The organism is Streptomyces sp. NPDC059003, from assembly GCF_042740445.1.
In the GTDB taxonomy this organism is placed as follows: domain Bacteria; phylum Actinomycetota; class Actinomycetes; order Streptomycetales; family Streptomycetaceae; genus Streptomyces.
In genome coordinates this window covers 1-19756 of record NZ_JBHYJH010000040.1, presented here as the reverse complement: position 1 = coordinate 19756, position 19756 = coordinate 1, and the positions used below count along the sequence as shown (strand labels likewise).

General features: G+C 72.8%; 15 protein-coding genes and 1 pseudogene. All 16 read left to right on the top strand.

What is annotated here, in order from left to right; genetic code table 11:
• Positions 1 to 1935, top strand: a complete 1935-nt coding sequence (gene asnB / locus ACFWZ5_RS17005; RefSeq protein ID WP_384799930.1) for an asparagine synthase (glutamine-hydrolyzing) — start codon at positions 1 to 3, stop codon at positions 1933 to 1935.
• Between the two features lie 18 nt (positions 1936 to 1953).
• Complete coding sequence (locus tag ACFWZ5_RS17000; protein ID WP_384890805.1) at positions 1954 to 4158, top strand: bi-domain-containing oxidoreductase; 2205 nt, start codon at positions 1954 to 1956, stop codon at positions 4156 to 4158.
• Positions 4155 to 6131 carry an alginate lyase family protein gene (locus tag ACFWZ5_RS16995; RefSeq protein WP_384800869.1) on the top strand — a complete coding sequence of 659 codons (1977 nt, stop codon included), beginning with the start codon at positions 4155 to 4157 and terminating at the stop codon, positions 6129 to 6131. The genes ACFWZ5_RS17000 and ACFWZ5_RS16995 overlap by 4 nt, the downstream gene beginning before the upstream one ends.
• 17 nt (positions 6132 to 6148) lie before the next feature.
• Positions 6149 to 7672 (top strand): right-handed parallel beta-helix repeat-containing protein, encoded by a 1524-nt coding sequence (locus tag ACFWZ5_RS16990; protein WP_384800872.1) that lies wholly within the window; start codon positions 6149 to 6151, stop codon positions 7670 to 7672.
• A gap of 1 nt (position 7673) precedes the next feature.
• Entirely contained in the window at positions 7674 to 8966 is a 1293-nt protein-coding gene (locus tag ACFWZ5_RS16985) for an O-antigen ligase domain-containing protein (RefSeq protein ID WP_384800875.1), read from the top strand.
• 8 nt (positions 8967 to 8974) lie between these two features.
• Positions 8975 to 10186, top strand: coding sequence for a glycosyltransferase (locus ACFWZ5_RS16980; protein WP_384800878.1), 1212 nt, complete (start codon positions 8975 to 8977; stop codon positions 10184 to 10186).
• Positions 10183 to 11430 (top strand): class I SAM-dependent methyltransferase, encoded by a 1248-nt coding sequence (locus ACFWZ5_RS16975; RefSeq protein WP_384800881.1) that lies wholly within the window; start codon positions 10183 to 10185, stop codon positions 11428 to 11430. Before ACFWZ5_RS16980 ends, ACFWZ5_RS16975 begins: the two co-directional genes overlap by 4 nt.
• Positions 11427 to 12221, top strand: a complete 795-nt coding sequence (locus ACFWZ5_RS16970; protein ID WP_384800884.1) for a glucose-1-phosphate cytidylyltransferase — start codon at positions 11427 to 11429, stop codon at positions 12219 to 12221. The genes ACFWZ5_RS16975 and ACFWZ5_RS16970 overlap by 4 nt, the downstream gene beginning before the upstream one ends.
• A pseudogene (locus tag ACFWZ5_RS16965) lies at positions 12218 to 12859 on the top strand (PIG-L deacetylase family protein); the annotation flags it as partial. The gene ACFWZ5_RS16970 and the pseudogene ACFWZ5_RS16965, both read left to right, overlap by 4 nt.
• A 69-nt stretch (positions 12860 to 12928) precedes the next feature.
• A complete protein-coding gene (locus tag ACFWZ5_RS16960; RefSeq protein WP_384800887.1) occupies positions 12929 to 13954 on the top strand; it encodes an NAD-dependent epimerase/dehydratase family protein in 1026 nt (341 codons plus the stop codon).
• Between the two features lie 35 nt (positions 13955 to 13989).
• The gene (locus ACFWZ5_RS16955) at positions 13990 to 15264 is read left to right on the top strand and encodes a DUF4910 domain-containing protein (protein WP_384800890.1); all 1275 of its coding nucleotides are present in this window, start codon (positions 13990 to 13992) and stop codon (positions 15262 to 15264) included.
• Between the two features lie 5 nt (positions 15265 to 15269).
• Positions 15270 to 16544 (top strand): hypothetical protein, encoded by a 1275-nt coding sequence (locus ACFWZ5_RS16950; protein ID WP_384800893.1) that lies wholly within the window; start codon positions 15270 to 15272, stop codon positions 16542 to 16544.
• Positions 16541 to 17506 carry a glycosyltransferase family 2 protein gene (locus ACFWZ5_RS16945; RefSeq protein ID WP_384800896.1) on the top strand — a complete coding sequence of 322 codons (966 nt, stop codon included), beginning with the start codon at positions 16541 to 16543 and terminating at the stop codon, positions 17504 to 17506. Before ACFWZ5_RS16950 ends, ACFWZ5_RS16945 begins: the two co-directional genes overlap by 4 nt.
• Positions 17503 to 18714: a polysaccharide pyruvyl transferase family protein gene (locus ACFWZ5_RS16940; protein WP_384800899.1), complete on the top strand. Its 1212-nt coding sequence runs from the start codon at positions 17503 to 17505 to the stop codon at positions 18712 to 18714. Before ACFWZ5_RS16945 ends, ACFWZ5_RS16940 begins: the two co-directional genes overlap by 4 nt.
• A complete protein-coding gene (gene rfbC / locus ACFWZ5_RS16935) occupies positions 18711 to 19262 on the top strand; it encodes a dTDP-4-dehydrorhamnose 3,5-epimerase (RefSeq protein WP_384800902.1) in 552 nt (183 codons plus the stop codon). The genes ACFWZ5_RS16940 and rfbC overlap by 4 nt, the downstream gene beginning before the upstream one ends.
• Before the next feature lie 7 nt (positions 19263 to 19269).
• The coding region (locus ACFWZ5_RS16930; RefSeq protein ID WP_384890802.1) for an aminotransferase class III-fold pyridoxal phosphate-dependent enzyme at positions 19270 to 19756 on the top strand (487 nt) is incomplete at its 3' end.

Sequence of the window (19756 nt, the reverse complement as noted above, 5' to 3'; positions counted from 1 at the left end):
ATGTGTGGCATCGCAGGCACGTACCGATGGCCGGACGGGAAGGTCGTGACCGACCGGCTCACCGAGACCCTCGCCCACCGCGGCCCGGACGGGGCGGGCCGGTACAGCCACCCCGCCGGTGACGGCGAAGTGCACCTGGGGCACCGCAGGTTGGCCATCATCGACCTGTCCGAGACCGGCGCCCAGCCGATGGTCTCGGGCGGCCTCGCCCTGACGTACAACGGCGAGCTGTACAACGCGCCCGAGCTGCGGGCCGAGCTGGCCGCCGCCGGGGTGCGCTTCCGCGGCACCTCCGACACCGAGGTGGTCCTGGAGGCCTGGCGGCGCTGGGGCACGGACTGCCTGGCACGGCTGCGCGGCATGTTCGCGTTCGGGATCTTCGACGAGCGCACCGGCGACCTGGTGCTCGCCCGCGACCAGCTCGGCATCAAGCCGCTGTTCCTGCTCCGGCGCGGCGAGGGCCTGGTGTTCGCCTCCGAGCTCAAGGCGCTCGCCGCCGCCACCGGCGGATCGCTTGAGGTGGACCATGCGGCCCTTGTGGCCTCGCTCCTCTACTACTGGGTGCCGGACTCGCGCTGCGCGTTCCGCGAGGCGGAGAAGCTGCCGCCGGGGAGCTGGCTCAGGTGCCGGGCCGACGGCCGGGTGGAGCGCGGCCGGTACTGGCACCTGAAGGACGTCGCGGCCGAGGGCCGGGAGCGCGCCCGCAGCGGCGAACAGCCCGATCTGGCCGCCATTGTCGAGGAGTCGACCCGGCGCCACCTGCTCTCCGACGTGCCCGTGGCGACCTTCCTCTCCGGCGGCCTCGACTCCAGCTATCTGACCGCCCTCGCGGCCCGCCACCAGCCGGGGATCTCCGCCTACACGATCGGATTCCGTGCCGAGGACGCCAAGTTCGAGGCGATGCCGGACGACCTGCGCTACGCCCGGCAGGTGGCCGGGCGGTACGGCGTCGACCTGCACGAGATCGAGATCGCCCCGAACGTGCTCGACCTGTTGCCGCGGATGACGTACCACCTGGACGAGCCCATCGGCGACCCGGCGGCGATCAACACGTTCCTGATCTGTACGGCCGCCCGGGAGGCCGGGGTCAAGGTGATGCTCTCGGGGATGGGCGCCGACGAGCTGTTCGCCGGGTACCGCAAGCACCTGGCCAATGTGCTGGCCCTGCGCTACCAGCGCGTCCCGCGGCCCCTGCGGCGCGCGGTGTACGGAGCGGTGGACCGCCTTCCGGTCGCCACGGCACGGCGGGGCTACCGGTCGGTGCGGTTCGCGAAGCGGTTCCTGTCCTTCGCCGAGCTGCCGGAGGAGACCGCGTTCCGGCGCAGCTACACCATGTACGACCAGGAGGAGCTGCTCGCCCTCGTCGACCCGGACCTGGCCGGGACCGTCGACGACGTCCTGACCGAGCACGCGGACGTCTACCGGGACAACGACCTCGACGACTTCGTCAACCGCATGTGCCTGGGCGACGCCCGGATGTTCCTGCCGGGCCTGAACCTCACGTACACGGACCGCTCCAGCATGGCCGCGTCGACCGAGGTGCGGGTGCCGTACGTGGACGTCGAGGTGGTGCGGGCGGCGTTCGCCTTCCCCGGCGACCGCAAGATCGCCGGACGGCAGGGCAAGGCCGTCCTCAAGGAGGCGGCCACCTCGATCCTGCCCAAGGAGATCGTGTACCGGCCCAAGGGCCTGTTCAGCGCCCCGCTGCGGGCCTGGATGAGCCGGGACCTGGCGCCGCTGGTGCGCGAGGTGGTCAACGACGGCGTGCTCGTCAGCTCCGGGTTCCTGCGCCGCGACGCCCTGGCGCGGATGGTCGCCGAGGACGCCGCGGGGCAGCGGGACTTCTCCAAGCATCTGTGGCACGTACTGACCCTTGAGTACTGGTATCGCGACGCGACCTCTGGGTCCGGTCAGAGCACTCGGTTAACGGCTTAGGAATTCAGAGGAGTTCGGGTGAAGCAGGTTGTGCAGAACTACAAGAGCGGCGAGCTGGCGGTGCTCGACGTGCCGGTGCCGGGGTGCAAGGCGGGCGGAGTGCTCGTCCGCAGCGCGTATTCGCTGATCTCCACCGGGACCGAGCTCATGAAGGTGTCCGAGGCCGGCATGTCGATGCTCGGCAAGGCCCGCTCGCGCCCCGACCAGGTGGCCAAGGTCATGCAGAGCGTGGCCACCAACGGGGTGCCCGCCACCTACCGCAAGGTGATGGGCAAGCTGGACTCGTACACGCCGCTCGGCTACTCGCTGTGCGGGGTGGTCGAGCAGGTCGGCGCCGGGATCGACGACGTGAAGGTCGGCGACCTCGTGGCCTGCGCCGGCAACGAGCACGCGCTGCACGCCGAGCTCAACTGGGTGCCGAAGAACCTCTACGCCCCGGTGCCGGACGCCCTGGCGCCCCGGCACGCCGCCTTCGGCACCGTCGGGTCGATCGCGATGCAGGGCGTGCGCCGCGGCGAGCCGCAGCTCGGCGACGTGGCCCTGGTCATCGGCCTCGGCCTGATCGGACAGCTGGTGGTGCAGCTCCTGGCCGCCTCGGGGGTCCGCGTCGTCGGGGCCGACCCCGACCCGGCGCGCTGCGAGCTCGCGGAGCGCCTGGGCGCGGCGGCCTGCGGCGATCCCGGGTCCGCGGCCGTGGAGGCCGCCGTCGCCGAACTCACCGACGGCCACGGCGTGGACCAGGTGTACCTGGCCGCGGGCGGCGGCAGCAACCAGCCCGTCGAGCTGGCCGCCCGGCTCTGCCGGGACCGCGGCCGGGTCGTCGACATCGGCAAGTGCCGCCTGGACCTGCCGTGGAACGCGTACTACGAGAAGGAGCTCGACGTCCGGTTCTCGCGCAGTTACGGCCCCGGGCGCTACGACCCGGAGTACGAGCTGGAGGGGCGGGACTACCCGATCGGCTACGTGCGCTGGACCGAGCGCCGCAACCTGGCGTGCTTCCTCGACCTCGCCGCCCGCGGCCGCGTCGACGTGGAGCCCCTGGTCTCCCACGTCGCCGACTTCGACGACGCCGTGGAGACGTACCAGCGCCTGAAGGACGGCGACTTGAAGGCCGTGGCGGTGCTGTTCCGGTATCCGGAGCGCGCGGCCGAGGCGCAGGAGGCGCCGGCGGTGGCCGTGCCCGCCGTGGCGGTGTCCACCCAGAGCGCCGAGCGGAGTCCGGTCCGGGCCGCCAGGACGCCCGTGCGCCTCGCGTTCGTCGGCGCGGGGAACTACGCGACGTCGATGCTCCTTCCGCACCTGGCGGAGCGCGACGGCGTCGAGCTGTCCACGGTCGTCACCACGACGGCGCTGTCCGCGACCAACGCGCAGCGGAAGTTCGGCTTCGCCCGGGCGACCACCGATCTCGACGCCGTGCTCGGCGACCAGGCCATCGACGCGGTGTTCGTGGTCACCCGCCACAGCTCGCACGCCGAACTGACCCGCAAGGCACTGCTCGCGGGCAAGGCGGTGTTCGTGGAGAAGCCGCTCGCCCTCACCGAGGACGACCTGGCCGGGGTGCTCGCGGCGGTGGCGGAGTCCGGCAACGACCGGCTCCAGGTGGGCTTCAACCGCCGGTTCGCGCCGCTGCTGCGGGAGGCCAAGGAGCGGTTCGGCGCCCGGACCGGTCCGGCGAGCCTGCGCTACCTGGTCAACGCGGGCCGCCTCGACCACGGCAGCTGGTACCTCCGACAGGGCACCGAGGGCTCACGGTTCGCCGGTGAGGGCGGGCACTTCATCGACACGGCGAGCTGGCTGCTCGGGGCCGACCCGGTCTCGGTGTACGCGACCGCCACCCCCGGCAACGAGGACCTCCAGGTCGTCCTCCGCTACCCGGACGGCTCCACCGCCACGATCAGCTACGTCACCACCGGCGCGCCCGCCTTCCCCAAGGAGACCCTCGACCTGATCGCCGACGGCAAGGTGCTGCGGCTCGACGACTTCGTCCGCGCCTCGGTGTTCACCGACGGGGGAGCAGGACCCAAGAAGTGGGTCAGCTCGCGCCTTCCCAAGGCCAGGGACAAGGGCCAGAACGCCGAACTGGCCGCGTTCGTCAAGGCCGTGCGGACCGGCGGGCCGATGCCGGTGCCGCTGGAGTCCCTGGCCGCCACCACGGCGGCCACCCTCGCCGTGCGGACCGGCCTGGCGACCGGCGCGCCGGTGGCGTTGGAGCGGGCGCGATGACGGTGAGCTCGGGGAGCGCGGGCTGGTACCTGCGCCGCCTCTCCCGGATGGGGCCGCGGGAGGTCGGCGGCCGGGCGGTCGACGCGGTGCGCAGGCGGCGGTGGCGCTCGGCACGGCCCAAGTGCCCGAGCGTGACCGGCGCCCGGTTCACCGCGGCCTTGCCCGCAGGGACGGTCGCCGCGGTGCCGCCGGACGCCGCGAAGCGCCTCGTCGCCGAGGCGGACCGCCTGATGGCCGGGCACGCCGAGTTCTTCGGCGTGGTCCGCGACGACCTGGCCGACCCGGACTGGTGGGCCGACCCGAAGACCGGGCGCCGGGCGCCGTGGGGCTACGCCTTCGACGTGCCGTACCGGAACGAGGACGCGGTCGGGGACATCAAGCAGATCTGGGAGCCGTCCCGGCACCAGTACCTCACCGTGCTCGCCGCCGCCTACGCGCTCACCCAGGACGAGCGGTACGCCGAGCGCGTGGCCGCGCACCTGCGGTCGTGGTGGACGGCCAACCCGCCGCTGCGCGGGGTGCACTGGATCAGCGGCATCGAGCTGGGGATCCGGCTGCTCTCCTGGGTGTGGATCCGGCGGCTGCTCGACGGCTGGCCGGGCGCGGCCGGGCTCTTCGAGGACAACCCGGTGGCGCTGAACCAGATCTGGCACCACCAGCGCTGGCTCGCCGCCTTCCCCAGCCGCGGCTCCTCGGCGAACAACCACGTCATCGCCGAGGCCGCCGGGCAGTCCGCCGCAGCCTGCGCGTTCGCGTGGTTCCCCACGTCGGCGCGCTGGCGGGACGACGCGCTGCGGTCCCTGGAGCGACAGCTGCGCGCCAACACCTTCGGCTCAGGACTCAACCGCGAGCTGGCCACCGAGTACCACGGGCTCGTCCTGGAGCTCGCCCTGGCCGCGGTGGCCGAGGCGGACGCCGCCGACGTGCCGGTCCCCGCCTCACTGCGGCTCGTGCTGCTGCGGATGACCGACGCGCTCGCGGCCGTCGTGGACAACCGGCTGCGCCCGCCGCGCCAGGGGGACGCGGACGACGGGCACGGCCTGGTCGTGGACGGTGCGGGCACCGACCGCTGGGGCTCGCTCCTCGCCACCGGGGACGCCGTGTTCGGCCGGCTCGACTGGTGGCCCGAGGTGACCGGCACCGACGTGCGCACCCCGCTGCTCGCCGCGCTCATCCGGCCGTACTCGCGGAGCCGGACCGTGACCCGCCCTGCGAGCCGCCCGGCGCACTTCGCCGACGCGGGCCTGACGATCCTGCGCGGCCCTGGAGAGATCTGGTGCCGCTGCGACGGCGGCCCGCACGGGTTCCTGTCCATCGCCGCGCACGCCCACGCGGACGCGCTGTCCGTCGAGGTCCGGCACGACGGCGTCGACGTGCTCGCCGACCCGGGGACGTTCTGCTACCACGGCCAGCCCGAGTGGCGGCAGTACTTCCGGTCGACCCTCGGCCACAACACCCTGCAGCTGGACGGCGCCGACCAGTCCGAGTCCGGCGGCCCGTTCCTGTGGACCCGGCACGCCCGCAGCCGCGTCCTGGTCGCGGAACCCTCCGGCGAGGGCACCTCCCGCTGGTCGGCCGAGCACGACGGCTACCAGGGCTCCGTGCACCGCCGCCGGGTGGAGCTGACCGCCGCGAGCCAGGAGCTGCGGATCGTCGACGAGGTCCGCGGCCGGCACGGTCAGCGGCACGCCGTGCGCCTGGCGTTCCACCTCGGCCCGGCGATCGCGGTGGACCTGGTGGGCAACTGGGCGGTGCTCACCTGGACCCGGGACGGCGAGGACCGCTCCGCGGTGCTCGACCTGCCCGGACAGCTGAGCTGGCAGGCGCACCACGGCGAGAGCGACCCGCCGCTCGGCTGGTACTCCGCCGGTTTCGGGCGCAAGGAGCCCGCGACCACGCTGGTCGGCACCGGCTTCGCCGACGGCGCCGCGCGGTCGGGGGAGTTCACCACCGTACTCAGGTTCTGCGGCTAGAGGGGGGAGTGGGGATCATGTGGCGGAAGTGGGCGTTACCGGCGGCACCGCTGGCGCTCGCCCTGCTCGCGGTGACCGGCTGTGACAGCGCGCCGGGCGCCTCGGCGGAGTCGGACGCCTCGCCCGCCACGTCCGCGGCCCGGCCCGTGGCCCGGGTGTGCGCCAAGCCCGCGGCCGGTCCGGCGACGGCCCCTGCGGGCGCGGTGACGGTCGACCCCGCCGTGGTCGGCGACCTGGCCGCGAAGACCAGGAACAGCCCCCCGAACACTACGTTCTGGCTCCGTCCCGGCAGGCACAGGCTCGATTCCGACCGCTACTCCCAGGTCGTCCCCAAGAAGGGGAACCGTTACGTCGGCGCGCCCGGCGCGGTGCTCGACGGCCGGAAGACCAACCAGTACGCGTTCGGCGGCACCGCCCGCGACGTCACCATCCGCCACCTGACCGTGCAGCGCTTCGTCGCGCCGAACAACGAGGGCGTGGTCAACCACGACATGGCCGACGGGTGGGTGATCGAGCACGCGAAGATCCAGTACAACTCCGGCGCCGGACTGATGGCCGGCGCCCGCCAGCGGGTCCGCGCCAGCTGTCTGCGCGGCAACGGGCAGTACGGAATGAACGCGTACAAGACCGGCGACTCCATCAAGGGCCTGCTCGTCGAGGGCAACGAGGTCGTGGGCAACAACACCGACGACTGGGAGCGGCGCAAGCCCGGCTGCGGCTGCACCGGAGGCATCAAGTTCTGGGCCGTCAACGGCGCCGACGTCCGCGGCAACTGGGTGCACGACAACCGCGGCGTCGGACTGTGGGCGGACAACAACAACAACGACTTCCGCTTCGAGAACAACGTCATCGAGGCCAACGACGGCGCCGCGCTGATGTACGAGACCAGCTACAACGCGGTCATCCGCAACAACACGATCCGCCGGAACAACTGGGTCGAGGGCCGCAGGAACGCCGACCGCGGCGACGACTTCCCGTACGCCACCGTCTACATCTCCGAGGCCGGCGGCGAACCACGGATCCGGGCCCGCACGGACAGGATCGACATCTACCGGAACGTCCTCGAGAACAACTGGAACGGGATCACCCTGTGGGAGAACGCCGACCGGTTCTGCAACAGCCCGGCCAACACCTCGACCGGCTACTGCACGCTCCTTGTGAAGGACACCGACCGCTGCAAGCGCCCCGGGATCGCCACCGCACCGCTCTACGGCGACTGCCGGTGGAAGACCCAGCGCGTGGACATCCACGGCAACCGCTTCGTCCTCGACCCGTCCGCCGTCAAGTGCGCGGCGGAGTGCGGCCGCATGGCGGTCCTCGCCAACTACGGCACCTATCCCAAGTGGTCGCCGTACAAGGGCAAGCGGGTGGCCGACGCGATCACCCACAAGCAGCACAACCGCTGGCGCGACAACGTCTACCGCGGGCCGTGGAGCTTCGTCGCGGGTGACCCGGGCCGCAAGCTCGAAGCCGGACAGTGGCAGACCACGCCCTACCGCCAGGACGAGGGCAGCACCTTCGACCCGCAGGCCGGTGGTTGAGATGAGCGGACACCTGCTGCACGGCGGGCCGCCGGGCGGACCGGACACGGCACCGGAGCCGTCCGGCGACGCACCGCGCACCGCCGCCACACCGAAGGCCGTCGGGATCGTCTGGGCGCTGCTCGCCCTCAACACGCTCGGCTCCGCCGGGGCGAAGACGGTCGTCCCGCTGCCCCGCTCCCTCATCCAGATGGCCACCATGGGCGCGCTGGTCTCCGCGTTCGCGCTGGCGCTCGCGCTCAACCTCCGGCTGCGCATCCGCCCCAGCGCCTTCGTCTTCCTGCTCACCCTCCTCCTCGTGCCGAGCGTGATCTCCAGCGCGAACCTGGAGGTCGGGTACGGCGCCCTGTTCCGCTGCGGGCGGCTCGCGCTGTTCATCGGCACGCTGTGGCTGCTCAGCCGCTGGTGGCAGGGGAGCCTGACGTTCGTCCGGTACCACATCCGGATGTACTTCGCGGTGCTCGTCCTGGTGGCCGCGGGCCTGGCCGTCGCACCGGGCACGGCCCGGCCCGAGTACTACGGCGGGCGCCTCGTCGGCGCGCTGTGGCCGCTCACCCCGCCGCAGATCGGACAGTACGCGGCGATCATCATCGGGCTCACCGTGCTGCTCCTGCTCGGCCGTCAGACCACCGGGACCAGCGCGGCGGTGATCATCGTGCCGTCGGTCGTCCTGCTCCTGCTGACCCATACCCGCACGGCCACGCTCGGCCTGCTCATCGGCCTGGTGCTCGCGATCGGCTCGCTCGTCCTGACCAGCTCCGCCGCCCGCCGGTTCTTCGCCTGGACGGTGGTGTGCGCCACGGTGGCCGCCGTGGCGTTCAGCTCCGCGCTGCAGTCCTGGTACCTGCGCGGACAGAGCCAGGAGAACATGTCCAACCTCACCGGCCGGGCCAAGGTCTGGGACGCCCTCCTCGCGGCGCCCCGCACGACCGGGGAGAAGGTGTTCGGCGTGGGCCTGAGCGACAAGTCGTTCGGGGGCCTGCCGATCGACAACAGCTGGCTCGCCGTCTACCACGAGCAGGGTCTGATCGGCGTCACCATCGTGGCGGCGATGATCGTCACCCTCGCCGGCGTCGCGCTCCTGCGGCCGCCGTCGCTGCCGCGGGCCTGCGCGATCTTCCTGATCAGCTACTGCGCGATCTCGTCGTACACCGAGGCCGGGCTCGGCGACGCGTCGCCGTATCTGCTGCACCTGGCCCTGGCCGCCTCGCTGCTCGCGGCGCCCGCCGCGGCCACGCCCCCGTCGAAGGACGCGGTCCCTCGACGACGTATCCCGCGATGGGCCCGGAGGTGACCTTGAGCATGCATGTCCTTGTGGTGCACAACCGCTACTCGTCGAAGCAGCCGAGCGGGGAGAACCGCGTCGTCGACGAAGAGGTGGCGCTGCTGCGCGCGGCGGGCCACCGCGTCGACACCTTCGAGCGGCGCAGCGACGACATCGCCGCCCGCTCCCTGCTCGGCAAGGCCGCGGTGCCGCTGCTCGTGCCGTGGAACCCGGCGGTCCGCACGGAGCTCGCCGCCCGGCTCCGCGCCGAACGGCCCGACGTGGTGCACGTCCACAACGTCTTCCCGCTCCTGTCGCCCGCGGTCATCACCGCCTGCGCCGACGCCGGTGTGCCCGTGGTCGCCACGCTGCACAACTACACCCAGGTCTGCCCGCCGGGCACGCTGCACCGGGACGGCAGGCCGTGCACCGAGTGCGTGGGGTCGGCGTCGTCCCTGCCCGCCGTCCGGCACGGCTGCTACCGGGGCTCCCGGCTCGCGACGGTGCCGCTCGCGGTCAGCAGCGCGGTCAACCGGCGGCGGTGGTGGACCGGCGTGGAGCGGTTCTTCTGCATCTCCGCGGCGCAGCGCGACATCCTGGTGCGCTCCGGCATGCCGGCCGAACGCCTCGTGGTGAAGCACAACTTCGTGCCGGACCCGGGCGCCCGCCGGGCGGGCGACGGCGAGCACGTGCTCTTCCTCGGCCGGCTCGCGGAGGGCAAGGGCATGCGGCTGCTCATGGCCGCGTGGGACGAGATCGCGGCGAGCGGCGGCGCGGGCGTGCCGCTCGTGCTCGCCGGCGCGGGGCCGCTGGAGCGCGAGGTGGCCGCCTGGGCGGCGGGCCGCGACGACGTGCGGTACGTCGGCCTGCTCGACCCGGCTCAGTGCCGGGACGCCGTCGCGCGGTCGGTCGCCCTGGTGGCGCCGTCCATGGTCCTGGAGACGTTCGGCCTGGTGGTCGCGGAGGCGATGGCGGCGGGGGTCCCGGCCGTCGCCGCCGATCACGGCGCCTTCGTCGAACTCGTCGAGGACGGGGTGACCGGCCTGCTGCACCGGCCGGGCGACGCCGCCTCGCTCGCGTCCTGCATACGCCGGATCGCGGCCGATCCGGACCGCAACCGGGAGATGGGCCGGGCGGCCCGGCGCCGATACGAGCACGGGTTCAGCCCGGCCGTCGGCCTGGAGCGCCTGGTGGAGGGGTACCGCACCGCGATCGCGGTGCGGACGGAATCAATGGGGGGCAGTAGATGACAGGATGCCGACTCTGCGGCTCGGCGACGCTGGCGAGCGTCGTCGATCTGGGGGCGACACCACCGTGCGAGAGCTTTCTCGCCGCGGACCAACTCGACGAGCCGGAGCCCGCGTACCCGCTGCACCTGCGGGTCTGCACCGACTGCTGGCTCGCGCAGATCCCGCCGCTGATCACGCCGGAGGAGACGTTCAAGGAGTACGCGTACTTCTCCTCGTTCTCGACCTCCTGGGTGGAGCACGCGCGCACGTTCGTCGCCGACGCCACGGCCCGCGTGGGGCTCGGACCGGACGCCTTCGTGGTCGAAGTCGCCAGCAACGACGGGTACTTGCTCAAGCACGTGGTGGACAGGGGGATCCGCTGCCTCGGCATCGAGCCGTCGGTGAACGTCGGCGCCGCGGCGCGCGAGGCGGGCGTGCCCACGCTCACGGAGTTCCTCGGCCCGGACACCGGCGCGGCCGTCCGCGCCGAGCACGGCCCCGCGGACCTGGTCGTGGCCAACAACGTGTACGCGCACATCCCCGACGTCGTCGGCTTCACCCAGGGCCTGCGCGCCCTGGTCGCCGACGATGGCTGGGTCTCCATCGAGGTGCAGCACCTGCTGACCCTGATCGAGGAGAACCAGTACGACACGATCTACCACGAGCACTTCCAGTACTACACGGTCGCGTCCGCGATCCGGGCGCTCGCGAGCGGTGGACTCGCGCTCGTGGACGTCGAGTTGCTGCCCACGCACGGCGGCTCCATCCGGCTGTGGGCCCGGCCCGGCGAGGTGGCCGGTGAGCCGTCTCAGGCGGTGTCCGACGTGCTTGCCCGCGAGAAGGCCGCCGGGCTCCAGGAGCTGTCCGGGTACACCGAGTTCTCCGCCCGCGTCGCCAAGGTCCGCCGCGACCTCCTGAAGTTCCTCGTCGAGGCCGCCGAGCGCGGCGAGAGAGTCGTCGGCTACGGCGCCCCGGGCAAGGGCAACACCCTGCTCAACCACTGCGGCATCCGGCCCGACCTGCTGGCGTACACGGTCGACCGCAACCCGTACAAGCACGGCAGGTTCACCCCCGGCACCCGCGTCCCGATCCTGCCGCCCGAGCAGATCGCCGCCGACCGGCCCGACTACGTCCTCGTCCTGCCGTGGAACCTGCGGGCCGAGCTGACCGAGCAGCTGTCCTTCGTGCACGACTGGGGCGGCCGCCTGGTCTTCCCCATCCCGGAACTGAGCGTTGTCGAGGGCACTGTCGAGGTGACGTCATGAAGGTCGTACTGTTCTGCGGCGGTTACGGGATGCGGATGCGCAGCGGTGCCGCGGACGACGTGCCCAAGCCGATGGCGATGGTCGGCCCCAGACCGCTGATCTGGCACGTCATGCGCTACTACGCGCACTTCGGGCACAAGGAGTTCATCCTGTGCCTGGGCTACGGCGCCCACCACATCAAGGACTTCTTCCTCAACTACGAGGAGACGACGTCCAACGACTTCGTGCTCCGGGGCGGGAAGACCGAACTCCTCTCCACCGACATCGCCGACTGGACGATCACCTTCGCGCAGACCGGCATCGAGTCCCCGATCGGCGAGCGCCTGCGCCGGGTGCGGCACCACCTGGACGGCGACGAGATGTTCCTCGCCAACTACGCCGACGTGCTCACCGACGCTCCGCTGCCGGAGATGATCGACCGGTTCGCCGGGCGCGACGCCGGCGCGTCGATGATGGTGGTGCCGCCGCAGTCCTCGTTCCACTGCGTGGAACTGGGCGAGAACGGCCTGGTCGGGGGCATCACGGCGGTGAGCGACATGCCGCTGTGGGAGAACGGCGGCTACTTCGTGCTCCGCCAGGAGGTCTTCGACCACATACCGGAGAACGGGGACCTGGTCGCCGACGGCTGCGCCCAACTCGCCAAGCAGGGCCGGTTGGTGGCGCACCAGCACCGCGGCTTCTGGAAGCCGACCGACACCGTGAAGGAGCGGGCCGCGCTCGACGCCGCCTACGCCCGCGGCGACCGCCCCTGGGCCGTGTGGGAGCAGGACCGCGCGGGGGTGAGCGCGTGATCCGGCTCGGGGCCGGGCCCCTGGAGCGGATCGTCGCGGTGGGCGCCCACTGCGACGACATCGCCATCGGCGCCGGCGGCACGCTGCTCACGCTGTGCCACGCGCGGCCGGGCATCCGCGTCGACGCGCTGGTGCTCTCCGGCGGCGGCACCGAGCGGGAACAGGAGGAGCAGGCCGCGCTCACCGCCTTCTGCCCGGGCGCCGACCTGCGCCTGACCGTGCTCAAGCTGCCGGACGGCCGGATGCCCGTGCACTGGGACGAGGCCAAGGTCGCGGTCGAGGAGCTGCGCGAGCGGACCGATCCCGACCTGGTCCTCGCCCCGCGCACCGACGACGCGCACCAGGACCACCGCGGCCTGGCGAAGCTGATGCCCACCGCGTTCCGCGACCACCTCGTCCTCGGCTACGAGATCGTCAAGTGGGACGGCGACCTCGGCCGCCCGTCGGCGTACCAGCCGCTGTCGACGGAGATCGCCGAACAGAAGGTGCGGCTGCTGCAGGAGCACTACGCCTCGCAGCGGCACCGTCCCTGGTACGACCGGGAGGCCTTCCTCGGCCTCGCGCGGATCCGCGGCATCGAATGCCACGCCCGCTACGCCGAGGCGTTCGCCGCCACCAAACTCACGCTCGACCTGGGCACGTCCCGGCCGGGCACCACCCAGCTGAGCACCACCAATCCGAGCACTTCCACTGTGGGGGACTGAACTGTGCGCGTACTGCTGACCGGCCACCAGGGCTACCTGGGCACCGTGATGGCCCCGGTCCTCGCGGCCGCCGGGCACGAGGTCGTCGGTCTCGACGCCGGCCTGTTCGCCGACTGCGTCCTCGGCCCGCAGCCCGCGGACCCGCCCGGCACCCGGGTGGACCTGCGCGACGTCACCGCCGAACACGTGGCCGGGGTGGACGCCGTGATCCACCTGGCCGCGCTCTCCAACGACCCGCTGGGAGCGCTGGCCCCGGACCTCACCTACGACATCAACCACCACGCGTCCGTCCACCTCGCCCGCCTCGCCCGCGACGCCGGAGCGCGGCGCTTCCTGTACGCGTCGACGTGCTCGGTGTACGGCGCCGCGGGCGGCGACGACCTGGTGTCCGAGGACGCCCCGCTGCGCCCGGTGACGCCGTACGCGGAGTCCAAGGTGCGGGTGGAGGACGACCTGCACGCGCTCGCCGACGGCGACTTCACCCCGGTGTACATGCGCAACGCCACCGCCTTCGGCTACTCGCCCCGGCTGCGCGCCGACATCGTCCTGAACAACCTGGTGGGCCACGCCCTGCTGTCCGGCGAGGTCCTGGTGCTCTCCGACGGCACGCCCTGGCGCCCGCTGGTGCACGCCGCCGACATCGCACGGGCCTTCACGGCCGCGCTGACCGCGCCGCGCGAAGCGGTGCACGACCGGGCGTTCAACATCGGCAGCGAGACCAACAACGTCACGGTCGCCGAGATCGCCGAGCAGGTCGCGGAGGCGGTGTCCGGCGCGAAGGTGAAGATCACCGGCGAGACCGGCGCCGATCCGCGGTCGTACCGCGTGGACTTCTCCCGGTTCCGCGCCGCGATCCCCGGCTTCGACTGCGAGTGGACGGTGAAGCAGGGCGCGCTCGAACTCGCCGACGCCTACCGCAAGCACGGCCTGACCCGGGGGGACTTCGAGCGGCGCTTCACCCGCCTCGCCGTGCTGCGCGCGGCGTCCGAGGCCCGCACCGTCGACGAGACCCTGCGGTGGCGCCGATGACCGCGCGGGGCGAAGAAGGTGGTGGCGAACAGCCCATGACCTCGGTCGGCGAACAGATGCACGCGCTGGTGGAGCGGCTCTACCCGCTGTGCCGCAGCATCACGGGCGACGGGGTGCGCGCCACCCTGGAGATCGTCGGCGAGTACGTCCCGCTGCAGGTCCACGAGGTGCCGACCGGCACGCAGGTGCTCGACTGGACGGTGCCGCAGGAGTGGAACATCCGGGACGCGTACATCGCCGACGCCGGGGGCCGCCGGGTCGTCGACTTCGCCGCGTCCAGCCTGCACGTGCTCGGCTACAGCGTGCCGGTGTCGCGGACCATGCCCCTGTCCGAGCTGCGCGGACACCTGCACACCCTGCCGGACCAGCCGACCCTGGTGCCGTACCGCACCAGCTACTACCAGCCCCAGTGGGGATTCTGCCTGTCCCAGGACACCCTGGACGCGCTGCCGGACGGCGAGTACGAGGTGCGTATCGACTCCACCCTCGCCGACGGCCACCTCACCTACGCCGAGCACGTGGTCCCCGGGCAGGTCCCCGACGAGGTGATCGTCTCCTGCCACGTCTGCCACCCGTCGCTCGCCAACGACAACCTGGCCGGCATCGCAGTGGCGACGTTCCTGGCCCGCGCGCTGGCACGGGAAACGCCGTACTACACCTACCGGTTCATCTACGCGCCCGGCACCATCGGGGCGATCACCTGGCTGGCCCGCAACGCGGAGCGGATGGACCGGGTCAAGCACGGGCTCGTGCTGGCCTGCGCGGGCGACTCGGGACAGCTGACGTACAAGCAGAGCAGGCGCGGCGACGCGGAGATCGACCGGGTGATGCGGCACGTGCTCGCCGCCTCCGAACGCCCGCACAGCGTCAACGAGTTCACCCCGTACGGCTACGACGAGCGGCAGTACTGCTCGCCCGGGTTCGACCTCGGCGTCGGCTCGCTCAGCCGCACCCCGTACGCCGGCTACCCCGAGTACCACACCTCGGCGGACAACCCGGACTTCGTCTCCCCGGAGGCGATGGCGGACACGCTCGCCGTCTGCCGCGAGGCGTTCGCCGTCCTCGACCGCAACCGGCGCTACCTCAACCTCAGCCCGTACGGCGAACCACAGCTGGGCCGCAGAGGGCTGTACGACTCGCTCGGCGGCCGCAGCGACGCCAAGCAGGCCCAGATGGCGATGCTCTGGGTGCTCAGCCTCGCCGACGGCGAGCACAGTCTGCTCGACGTCGCCGAGCGGGCGGGCCTGCCGTTCGACACCGTCGCCGCCGCGGCCGGTGCCCTGGGCGGCGCCGGGCTGATCAAGGCGTGACACCGATGACCACCGAGAGCCAGAAGCGGACCGCCAAACGGGCCATGGCGGGACGGCTGTCCTGGGGCCTGGCCGACCAGGCGGTCTGCAGCATGACCAACTTCGCGGTGGGGATCTACGTGGCCCGCTCGCTCGGGCTCACCGCGTTCGGCGTGTTCAGCCTGGCCTGGGTGACCTACGGCGTGGTGCTCAGCGTCTCCCGGGGCCTTGCCACCGACCCGCTGGTGGTGCGCTTCAGCGGCGTGCCGGACGCGCCCTGGCGCGCGGCGGCGGCCCGGTCGTCCGGCACCGCGCTCGGCGTCGGCGGTGCCGTCGGCCTGGTGTGCCTGGTGGTCGGCCTCGGCCTCGGCGGCCGGGTGGGGCCCGCGTTCGCCGCCCTCGGGGTGGTGCTGCCCGGGCTGCTCCTCCAGGACGCCTGGCGGTACTCGTTCTTCGCCGCGGGCACCGGGCGCAAAGCGTGCGTGAATGACCTCCTGGGAGCCCTCGCGCTGGTCCCGGCGCTGCTGCTGGCGGCCCGCGTGGGCAGCGTGCAGGCCTTCGTCCTCGCTTGGGGTGCGGCCGCCGCCGTCGCCGCCGGGTACGGCTGCTTCCAGTCCGGCATCCGGCCCAGGCCGGACAGGGCGCGCGCGTGGCTGCGCGAACAGCGCGACCTCGGCTACCGCTACCTGGTCGAGAACGTCGGCGTCAGCGGCGCGTCCCAGCTGCGGGCGTACGGGCTCGGCGCGATCGTCGGGGTCGGCGCGGTGGGCGTGGTCAGGGGCGCCGAGCTCCTGCTCGGGCCGTTCCTGGCCCTGCTGATGGGCCTCTCGCTCGTCACCGTCCCCGAAGCGGCCCGGGTGCTGCGGCAGGCCCCGCACCGCCTGGCCGCGTTCTGCCTCATGCTGTCCGGCGGCCTCGCCGCCGCCGCGCTGCTCTGGGGCGTGGCGCTGCTCCTGGTGCCGGACCGGGCGGGCGAACTCGTGCTCGGCGACGTCTGGAGCTCCGCGTCCGGACTCATCGTGCCCGCCGTGCTCGGCGTCGCGGGCTCCGGCCTCGGCATCGGCGCCGCGGCCGGGCTGCGCGCGCTCGCCGCCGCCCGGCGCAGCCTGCGCGCCCAACTGTTCGCCTCCGCCGCTTACGTCGGCGGCGGGCTCGGCGGGGCGGCCGTGGGCGGCGCGGTCGGCTCGGCCTGGGGGGTCGCCGCGGCGACCCTCTGCAGCTCCGCCGTCTGGTGGCTGCACCTGCGGTCGGCCCTGCGCGAGCGCCACCGCCATCCCATCCCCGAAGTGAGGACGTCATGACCGCCCAACCCCGGCTCAGCATCGGCCTGCCCGTCTACAACGGCGAGGAGTACCTCGCCGAGGCGCTCGACGCCCTGCTCGGCCAGACCTACGAGGACTTTGAACTGGTCATCTCCGACAACGCCTCGACCGACGGGACCCAGGAGATCTGCCGCAAGTACGCCGCGCAGGACGCCCGCATCCGGTACCTGCGGCTGCCCCGGAACATCGGCGCCGCGCCGAACCACAACTACGTGTTCACCCAGTGCCACGGCGAGCTGTTCAAGTGGGCCTCGCACGACGACCTGTACGCCCGCGACCTGCTGCGGCGCTGTGTGGAGGCCCTCGACGAGCGGCCTGACGTCATCCTCGCGCACGCCGACCAGGCGGTCATCGACGCCGAAGGACAGGTGAAGGTCCCGTACGCGTACACGCTCGCCACCGACTCGCCGCGCCCGCCGGTGCGCTTCCGCAGCATGCTGTTCGAGCCCGGCGGCGACGACTTCTACGGCGTGATGCGCGCCGACGTGCTGCGCAAGGTGAAGCCGCACGACAGCTACCACCACGCGGACCGCACGTTCGTCGCGGAGATCGGCCTGCACGGGCCCTTCCACCAGGTGCCGGAACTGCTCTACTTCCGCCGCGACCACCCCACCCGCGCCGAGCGCGCCAACCCGTCCAAGCGCTCCCGGTGCGTCAACCTGGACCCGCGCCGGGCAGGCCTGCTGCACCCGACGCCCCGGCTGCTCGCCGAGTACGTCGGGGGCTTCGTCGCGGCGATCCGGCGGGCGCCGCTGTCCGCGGCCGACCGGCGCGCCTGCTACGGCCACCTGGCCGCGTGGGCGGCCAGCCGGGCCAGGCCCGGCGCGGGCGAGCGGGTCGAGGACCGCGCCCCGGTCGACCCGGCCCGGCTCACCGTCTCCGTCGACGCGATCGTCGCGGGACGCGAGGGCCGGGCGGGCCGTGAAGGCGGGCAGGCGTGAGGCCGGCGCACGGAACGCCGGTGCGCGTCGGCGTGTTCGGCCTGCTCGGCTCCGGCAACCTCGGCAACGACGGGTCCCTCGAAGCCGTGCTCGGCTACCTCCGCGCCGAGCACCCGGACGCGGTCGTGGACGCGCTGTGCGGCGGACCCGAAGCCGTCGCGGCCCGGTACGGCATCCCCGCGACCCGACTGCACTGGTACCGCGGGGAGTACCGCACCGCGTCGCGCGCGGGCGCCATCGCGGGCAAGGGCATCGGCAAACTCGTCGACGTCGCCCGCACCGCCGCCTGGGTGCGCCGCCACGACGTGGTGATCGTCCCGGGCATGGGCGTCCTGGAGGCCACGCTGCCGCTGCGCCCGTGGGGCTTCCCGTACGCGCTGTTCCTGCTCTGCGCGGGCGGCCGCCTCTCGGGCACCCGGGTCGCGCTGGTCAGCGTGGGCGCGGACACGATCCGCGACCGGCCGACCCGGGCCCTGGTGCGCTGGGCGGCACGCCTGGCCACGTACCGCTCGTACCGGGACACCCTGTCGCGCGACGCGATGCGGGAGATGGGCGTCGACACCGCCCGCGACGAGGTGTACCCGGACCTCGCGTTCGCCCTGCCGACGCCGTCGTCCGCCCCGAAGGGCCAGGTGTGCGTCGGTGTCATGGACTTCCACGGCGGCAACGACGACCGGGCCCGCGCCGACGAGATCCACCGCCGCTACCTCGAAGGGACGACCCGCTTCGTGCGTGCCCTTGCCGAGGAGGGCAGACGGGTCCGGCTGCTCACGGGCGACGCGTGCGACGCGCGGGTGGTCGCCGCGATCCTGGACGCGGTGGACTCACCCCTGGTCACCGCCGCCGAGACGGCCTCCCTCGCCGACCTCATGCAGGAGACGGCGGCGGCCGACGCCGTGGTCGCGACCCGCTACCACAACCTGATCTGCGCACTGAAGTCCGGCACCCCGACGCTCGCCCTGAGCTACGCGGCCAAGAGCGAGGCGCTCATGGAGCGGATGGGCCTCGGCGCGTACTGCCATCCGGCCCGAGAGCTGGACGCCGACCGACTCCTGGAGCAGTTCCGCCTCCTCGAGAAGAGATCGGCACAGCTGCGCACCACCCTCACCGACCGGAACGCCGACGTCGCGCGGCAACTGGCCGACCAATTCGCCGCCTTGACCAGGACCCTGTTCAAGACGTCGCCCCGGCAGGAGGCAACCCCATGAAAGCGACCGACGTCCCCGCGATCCACGGCGCGTACCTCTTCGAGCCGACGCCGTACGCCGACGAGCGCGGCTTCTTCTGCCGCACCTTTGACGCCGACGTGGTCCGCTCGGTGGGCCTCGACCCGGACGCCTTCATCCAGGACAGCGTGTCCCGCTCGGTCCGGGGCGTGCTGCGCGGCCTGCACCTGCGCTCCGGCGCGGGCGAGGCCAAGCTGGTGCGCTGCTCGTACGGGAAGATCTTCGACGTCGTCGTCGACCTGCGGCCGGACTCACCGACGTACCGCAACGTCGCCACCTTCGAGCTGTCCGGCGACACGCAGGTGACCCTGTACATCCCGGCGGGGTGCGCGCACGGCTTCCAGGCGCTGACCGATACCGCCGACACCTCGTACCGCATCGACCGCCCGCACGACCCGGCCGAGGACGTGACGATCGCCTTCGACGACCCGGAGCTCGCCGTCCCCTGGCCGCTGCCGGTCACCTCGATGTCCCAGCGGGACCGGGAGGCACCGAGCCTCGCCGAGGTCCTGAAGCAAGAAGAAGGGTGAAGTACGCGTGGCCACCGAAGAGTTCCACCTGCCCCGGTCGCGGACGGCGAACGAGCGGCTGCACGCCCTGATCCCCGGCGGCGCGCACACCTACGCCAAGGGCGACGACCAGTACCCCGAGAACCTGGCCCCGGTCATCAGCCACGGCCGCGGCGCCCACGTGTGGGACGTCGACGGCAACCGCTACATCGAGTACGGGTCGGGGCTGCGGTCGGTCAGCCTCGGCCACGCCCACCCCCGCGTGAACGAGGCGGTGCGGCGGGAGATCGACCGCGGCAGCAACTTCGTGCGGCCGTCCTTCGTGGAGGTCGAGGCCGCCGAGCGCTTCCTGGCCACGGTGCCGACCGCCGAGATGGTGAAGTTCGCCAAGAACGGCTCCGACGTCACCACCGCCGCGGTGCGCCTCGCCCGCGCCGTCACCGGGCGCCCGCGGGTGGCGGTCTGCAGGGACCAGCCGTTCTTCTCCGTCGACGACTGGTTCATCGGTACGACGC

What these genes read in the sequence shown, in the direction of transcription:
- asnB (WP_384799930.1), top strand. Translation starts at nt 1, where the DNA reads ATGTGTGGCATCGCAGGCACGTACCGATGGCCGGACGGGAAGGTCGTG.
- ACFWZ5_RS16995 (WP_384800869.1), top strand. Translation starts at nt 4,155, where the DNA reads ATGACGGTGAGCTCGGGGAGCGCGGGCTGGTACCTGCGCCGCCTCTCC.
- ACFWZ5_RS16990 (WP_384800872.1), top strand. Translation starts at nt 6,149, where the DNA reads ATGTGGCGGAAGTGGGCGTTACCGGCGGCACCGCTGGCGCTCGCCCTG.
- ACFWZ5_RS16985 (WP_384800875.1), top strand. Translation starts at nt 7,674, where the DNA reads ATGAGCGGACACCTGCTGCACGGCGGGCCGCCGGGCGGACCGGACACG.
- ACFWZ5_RS16980 (WP_384800878.1), top strand. Translation starts at nt 8,975, where the DNA reads ATGCATGTCCTTGTGGTGCACAACCGCTACTCGTCGAAGCAGCCGAGC.
- ACFWZ5_RS16975 (WP_384800881.1), top strand. Translation starts at nt 10,183, where the DNA reads ATGACAGGATGCCGACTCTGCGGCTCGGCGACGCTGGCGAGCGTCGTC.
- ACFWZ5_RS16970 (WP_384800884.1), top strand. Translation starts at nt 11,427, where the DNA reads ATGAAGGTCGTACTGTTCTGCGGCGGTTACGGGATGCGGATGCGCAGC.
- ACFWZ5_RS16955 (WP_384800890.1), top strand. Translation starts at nt 13,990, where the DNA reads ATGACCTCGGTCGGCGAACAGATGCACGCGCTGGTGGAGCGGCTCTAC.
- ACFWZ5_RS16950 (WP_384800893.1), top strand. Translation starts at nt 15,270, where the DNA reads ATGACCACCGAGAGCCAGAAGCGGACCGCCAAACGGGCCATGGCGGGA.
- ACFWZ5_RS16945 (WP_384800896.1), top strand. Translation starts at nt 16,541, where the DNA reads ATGACCGCCCAACCCCGGCTCAGCATCGGCCTGCCCGTCTACAACGGC.
- rfbC (WP_384800902.1), top strand. Translation starts at nt 18,711, where the DNA reads ATGAAAGCGACCGACGTCCCCGCGATCCACGGCGCGTACCTCTTCGAG.